Here is a 6194-nt window from a genome sequence, read left to right on the forward strand (position 1 = left end):
GCCTTCCTACTTTCTGTAATAATAGTAATCGTAATAACGATCTTTCTTGTAATAGTATTTTTCTCTGTCCATATCCACTTTGTTGAGGACTGCTCCCAGGATCTTACATCCTGTCTTCTCCAGCTGTTCTTTAGCACGCAATGCTGCTCTCCAACTGACAAATTCATTCTCAACAACCAGTACTGCACCGTCACACTGCTTTGCCACAATAGCAGCGTCAATGACGCTGGACAACGGCGGTGTGTCGATCAGAATATAGTCATAATTCTGACGCAGGTATTTCACCAGTTCTCCAAACGCCGGATCCTCCAGAAGTTCAGACGGATTCGGAGTAGATGCTCCTGCGAAGATAAAATCCACATTGTCAAAGTTTGTCTCAAACAGCACATCCGTCAGGCTTGCCTGTCCACTCAGATATTGAGACAGACCTTTCAACTTCTTCTTCACCTGATAATGGCTGATAAATGCTGATTTACGGATATCCGCATCCAATACCAGAACCTTTTTGCCCATATTGCCAAACTCTCTGGCAAGCTGCAGTACCGTATCGCTCTTTCCTTCATTTGGATAGCAGCTGGTTAACATAATTGTCTTTACATTTCTTCCGGCAAACTGTAGATTGGTACGCAGAGTCTTCACCGCTTCATTATAGAGGTAAGTATTCTGTCTGGCATCTGTCATTGTTACTTTTTGCTTTTCCATTTACTTAGTCTCCTCTGTATCTGCTTTTTTCTTCTTGGAATATGGCTTCTTCTTACTCTGCCAGAACTTCCATTTTCTCTTCTTTTTCTTGTCGCCTCTTACATAGTCTTTACGATCCGGGATGCTTGCCAGAGTCGGGATACCCAGATAATGCATTACATCATCCTCGCTCTTAATGGTATCATCCATCAGCATATTTGCGGTCACGATTCCACAACTCAATACAAGGCCGATCAGTACACCGATCAGAGTATTTTTGCTGACACTCGGGCTGGTCTTCTGATCCGGCACTTCTCCTGTCTCAATGACCTTCGGCGGAACACCTTCCATCATATCTCCGATAAAGTCAGATGCAAGGGTGGTCAGCTCATTGACGATCTTTGCAGACTGTGTCGCACTCGGATAGGTCACAGAGATCTCCAGAATACGGGTATCGGTCGGATTGTTGACACTAATACAATTGGCAAGATCTCTGTACTCCATATCAAGCTTCAGATTCTTGATCACATCCTCCAGTACCGGACGGCTGGTGATCAGGACACTGTAGTCGTTGGTCAGCTGGGAACCCATCTGAAGGTCTGCCAGAGATGCCAGTGTAGTCTCTTTGGTCAGGATCAGTACACTGGATGTGGATGTGTACATCGGTGTCATCAGAAACATAGTGTACGCACAGAACAGGATACCGCCTGCCAGTGCGCTGCACAGAACCATCTTCCAGTGTCTGAGCAGTGTGAAGAACAGCTCAACCAGATCGATCTCCGTGTCTGCATTGATATGGTTTTCATCTAAAAAGTAGTCTTTCATGCTTTTCTTATCCCTCTTCTATCAGTTTTTTTATATTTTTTCTGCATATTGCTTCAATATAACCATTGTCCAGATGGCGTTCCATCCACTGCATAGCTGCCTCTGTCTTTGGAGCCCTCCAGGATACATCGTGCATATCTGTTCCCAGATAGTCGATCCATTCTTTCTTCAGCAGTCCTCTGCACCAGCGGGCATTCTTATCAAATACTTTTCCTTCTATAGAAGTATAATTCATCTGATACTGTACACCGGTCTCCAGCAGTTCTTCCGCCCGATTACGTTGCCGCAGTACACGATACCGCTCCACATGTGCCAGAATCATCCTCCAGGGACTCATGGAAAACTCCCGGGCTGCACGATAAATCACAGACCAGGGAGTAGTTGGCAGAAACTCTACCAGCACATGATCACTGTCTGCCAGCGTCAGTACTTTTCCCTCTTCCAGTTGTCGGAACATATCTTCCGTCCACATCAGTTCCTGTCCCGGACGGATCCGGATCTGTGAACTGATCTCCTTCTGCGCACACTTCTCCAGTTCCTGACACAGTTCCTTTACCCGGTCAGGCTGGCTCTTCGGATATCTCCCTGAGGCATGCGGAGTGGCGATAAAACTATATATGTTCTGCTCTGTTGCTTTTCGCAGCATTGCAAGACTCTTGTCCATATTTTCCGAGCCGTCATCGATCCCCGGAAGAATATGGCAATGCATATCTACAATTTTCAAAAAATTAAGCCTCTTTTTATACTTTTTTTTATAATCTTACAAAATTCGACATTTTGTTCTCTTCTATATTATGATTCTCTCTTAGTCCTGTCAACCCCCCCGGAAATTTTGAGAAAATTTGCAACTACTTTATTTTAGTTATATTTTTACCGGTGAGCCCGGTAAAAACACAAAAAAAGACTGTCGCACCAACATATTACTCGTCGATGATGCGACAGATTTTCAATATTATTTTTTCAATTCTTCAATCCTGCATTCATGTACTTTACTTTTTTTATCATAATTAATGCCAACAAGAAGGATATTTTCTGTATAATCCCGAATAGATTCCGGATACTTCCGATTCTTGATCTGCTGTAGTGCTGTACTGGCATTCTGATTCCATTTCAGTTCTACTACAAGTGCGGGATAATCATCTCTGTACTCTGGCTTTGGAATATAAATAAAATCTGCAAATCCCCGACCTGTGGGAAGTTCTCTCACCGGTTTAAAGTAATACTGCATTGCACTCAGATATGCAATCGCAAGAACACCGCTTAATGAATTTTCATTATTATACTGAATCGCAGACACATATTCCGAGTGAATCTTCTCTATCTGCTCCGCCACCGCATGTGTATCCCTATCCAGTGTTGCATCTAACAGATTTTGCGACTCCTGCCAGAACTTAAGCATCTCATTCCAGTTTTTCCGTTCTACTGCAGTAGTCAGTTCCTGCCGGATCTCTTCATTTGGCACAAAGGTGGTTCCAAATCTCTGATCATATCCCAGATATCCAAGATGAATGAGATACGTAAGCACATCATCTTTGCTCTGGATGTTGACAGTATCATTCTTGAAAGCTCCGGTATTTACCTTCACAGAGCCGCCGGACAGCATCTCGATGATATCATTTTTCAATCCATCATAATTCATGTTGATCAGCGGTACGATCACATCGTATGAGCCTGTCTCTGACCAGTAGCTTCTGTATTCACCACGAAGCATCACGCTGACAACCGCCCGTGGATTATACACTTGTTCTCCATTCAACAGATATCCATCATACCACTTTTTCACCTTATCAAAATCCCGATAGTAAACATCTGCCAGATCTTTCACTTCCCGTTCCGTAAATCCAATGTATGGCGCCAGCGAATCTGCATGAATCATAGTAAACTCGTCAAAATTATTCAATGCGGACTGCGTCTTCTCTTTTTTGATTGGCAGGATTCCTGTCAGATATGCAAGCTGAATATATTTCGTCGGCTCCACACCTTTGAAGAGTGCTCTCAGAAAGTCAATGTATTCTCTCTGTACTTTCTCATTTGTCGCTTCATCACGGATCAGCACATCCCACTCATCAATAATGATAATAAACTTCTTCCTGGTTGTATAATTGATCTGCGACAATACCTCCGAAAGTGAATTCGTCTGTTTCGGGCAGGCATCCGGATAATATTCCCGCAGTTCCTCTATTGTTCTCTCTGTCAGATAAGAGACAACCTGTTCTGCTCCTCCCGCCGGTTCTATGCACCACTGCACATCCCAGTGAATCACATCATACTTGTTCAGATACTTTTCAAAATTCGGATCTCTGCTGATCTCCAGTCCAGCAAACATCTGCGTTGAATCGCATCCTCTGCTGTAATATGCCGTCAGCATATTTGCAGTGATCGACTTTCCGAAGCGGCGCGGACGACTGTTGCAGATATAGGCATTAGTCGTACCCAGGACACTGTTTACATATTTCAAAAGCCCTGTCTTATCAACATAAATTTTAGAATCCAGTGCAACCTGAAATGCACCATTATCCGGATTTACAAAAACTCCCATTGTTCCACGCCCCCTTTTCTTTTCATTCTATAACAAATTTGCATTTTTGCAAATACACAATTACGTTCTACTCAACCACACTCACCCGCTTCTCCCTCCAGCAGTTAATCTCCATGCCGATCAGTACAATATACATACCGAAATACAGCCAGAACATGAAAAGGATCAACGTAGTCAGGCTTCCATACATGCTGTAGGCATGGCCATACTGCACATAGATGGAGAATCCAAAGGAAAAGAGATACCATCCGATGGCCGCGGCCAGTGCGCCGGGCAGCTGGTCAAAGAATACGGCTTTGCGATTTGGCAGCATGCTGTAAAGTGCTGCAAAGAATACGGTCAGGATCGCCAGCATCAGAAACAGCCGGAAAGACAGAATGATTCTGGTAAACACCGCCACAAACGGAATATATTTTACAAGCCACAGATGAATGGAATCACCAAAAACTACCAGCACCAGCGATACCATGATGATCACCACAAACAACAGTGCAAAGACAGCTCCTCTGAGCCGCATCAGCACATAGTTGGGATTTTTATCCACTCTGCAGATCGCATTAAATCCACGGTTCAGTGCCATAAAGCTCTTTCCGGCGGACCAGATTGTCACAACTGCTGACAATGATACCGTTGCCACTGTACGACTGAACATTTCGTCAATAATACTCAACATCCAGCTTTGGAATCCCTGCGGCACCAAATGCTGGATCAGACTGTAAAAATCTGCTTTTCCAATTCCGGTAAACTGGATCATGGACAACAAAAGGATCAGAAGCGGAATCAGAGACAGCATAATAAAATAAGCTGCCTGCGCCGCATAAGCTGATACGTGATTGTCCGCAATATTTCTCTTTATTTCCATGATCATGAATATCAGTCGTCTCATTCATGTATCCTTTCCTCGTAAAATCGACATGCTCTGTGGCAGTCAATCTGTATCTTACCTTGTTTCAGCAGAAAATTCAAGAAATTCCTGCCTCCATTTCTCTCCGCTGCAGAAACAGGATTCCGTGATTTCATCCTTACTCCATCGTTGCCAATGTTACATTCCGATAAAAATAATCAAGGATCGTCAGATAATCCTTTCCCTGCTCCGCCAGAAGTCTGGCTCCGTTCTGGCTCATGCCTGCTCCATGACCCAGCCCTCCGCCAGTCACGGTATATCCGCTCACCTGCCCATCCGTCTCCACCGGATCCAGTACAAAATATCCGCTGGGCAACAGGTCGCCTCCTTTGATGATGGTTCCGTCATTTTTATGGATCACGCCACCAGGCACTCCCAGCATCAAACGGATATTGTATTCATATTTGATTTTCAATGTTCCTTCGCTTCCAGTCAGCAGAAGCTCCTGCGCTGCACCGCCTGCATTCCGCGACAGGATCTGCGCTTCTGTGATCATTCCAATCCCCCTATGTCCGACGTTTTCGGATGGTCGCACATACTGATCTCCATCCTTTATAAGGATCCCATCTCCGGTCTTCGCAAGCCTGACTGCCATCCATTTCTCCACATTTTTCTGAATCTGAGTAAATGGCACTTCACAGTTCCACCGGTACCATGGTTCACTGATTTCCAGATCTCCTGCACGTTTGGTCCTGATCCATGCGGCAAACGTTTCTTCATCCGTCAGATTCTTTTCTGAAGTTGTCTCATTGACAAACCTGCTGCAAAGGTACGGACTGTTTTCTGTATTACCTTCCTCCCAGATAGCTTCATCTGTTGTCACTCCACAGGAAGTTGCAAAATAATATGCCTTTACCGGATACTCCTGATAAAGAAGGATCTGTCCCGCCGTCTCCTCCACTGCCTGATCCGTGGAGTTCTGACTGTCGATCTTGTGATAGACCTGATATGAAGTACTGTCATCCACATGGGCTTCATATTCCGGATAAGCATATTCCTGCATCTGCCAGACTGCATAGGTTCTGGCGCAGACAGCCTGTGCTTTCAATGCTTCCAATGCATAGGAAGCCGGCATCTCGCTGGGAACCACAAACCGAAGATATTCCTCCAACGGTACTTCATTGACAATGACCCACCCCTGCGGCTCCTCATAGTAATCAAGTTCTCCCGGATATCCTTCCCCTGCATCTTTTTCCTTATGATAAATACTGCCATCCTGATCCAGCAAAAGAACACGGATCTTTG

General features: G+C 44.7%; 6 protein-coding genes. All 6 read right to left on the reverse strand.

The window, feature by feature from the left end; all coding sequences use genetic code 11:
* Window positions 1-6: 6 nt before the first annotated feature.
* Window positions 7-702, reverse strand: a complete 696-nt coding sequence (locus ACZMB2_RS09795; RefSeq protein ID WP_487596600.1) for a CpsD/CapB family tyrosine-protein kinase — start codon at window positions 700-702, stop codon at window positions 7-9.
* Window positions 703-1506 carry a YveK family protein gene (locus tag ACZMB2_RS09800; RefSeq protein WP_487596601.1) on the reverse strand — a complete coding sequence of 268 codons (804 nt, stop codon included), beginning with the start codon at window positions 1504-1506 and terminating at the stop codon, window positions 703-705.
* Between the two features lie 7 nt (window positions 1507-1513).
* Window positions 1514-2230 (reverse strand): CpsB/CapC family capsule biosynthesis tyrosine phosphatase, encoded by a 717-nt coding sequence (locus ACZMB2_RS09805; RefSeq protein WP_487596602.1) that lies wholly within the window; start codon window positions 2228-2230, stop codon window positions 1514-1516.
* Between the two features lie 228 nt (window positions 2231-2458).
* Window positions 2459-4045: an AAA family ATPase gene (locus ACZMB2_RS09810; protein WP_487596603.1), complete on the reverse strand. Its 1587-nt coding sequence runs from the start codon at window positions 4043-4045 to the stop codon at window positions 2459-2461.
* Window positions 4046-4112: 67 nt separating this feature from the next.
* Complete coding sequence (locus tag ACZMB2_RS09815) at window positions 4113-4931, reverse strand: YihY/virulence factor BrkB family protein (protein ID WP_487596604.1); 819 nt, start codon at window positions 4929-4931, stop codon at window positions 4113-4115.
* Window positions 4932-5067: 136 nt separating this feature from the next.
* Window positions 5068-6194: SpoIID/LytB domain-containing protein (locus tag ACZMB2_RS09820; RefSeq protein WP_487596605.1), on the reverse strand; the 1127-nt coding region annotated here is incomplete at its 5' end.

It is taken from the genome of Hominiventricola sp., assembly GCF_057604405.1.

Coding starts and splice junctions, on each gene's coding strand:
- ACZMB2_RS09815 (WP_487596604.1), bottom strand. CDS start 4,931: ATGAGACGACTGATATTCATGATCATGGAAATAAAGAGAAATATTGCG.
- ACZMB2_RS09795 (WP_487596600.1), bottom strand. CDS start 702: ATGGAAAAGCAAAAAGTAACAATGACAGATGCCAGACAGAATACTTAC.
- ACZMB2_RS09800 (WP_487596601.1), bottom strand. CDS start 1,506: ATGAAAGACTACTTTTTAGATGAAAACCATATCAATGCAGACACGGAG.
- ACZMB2_RS09810 (WP_487596603.1), bottom strand. CDS start 4,045: ATGGGAGTTTTTGTAAATCCGGATAATGGTGCATTTCAGGTTGCACTG.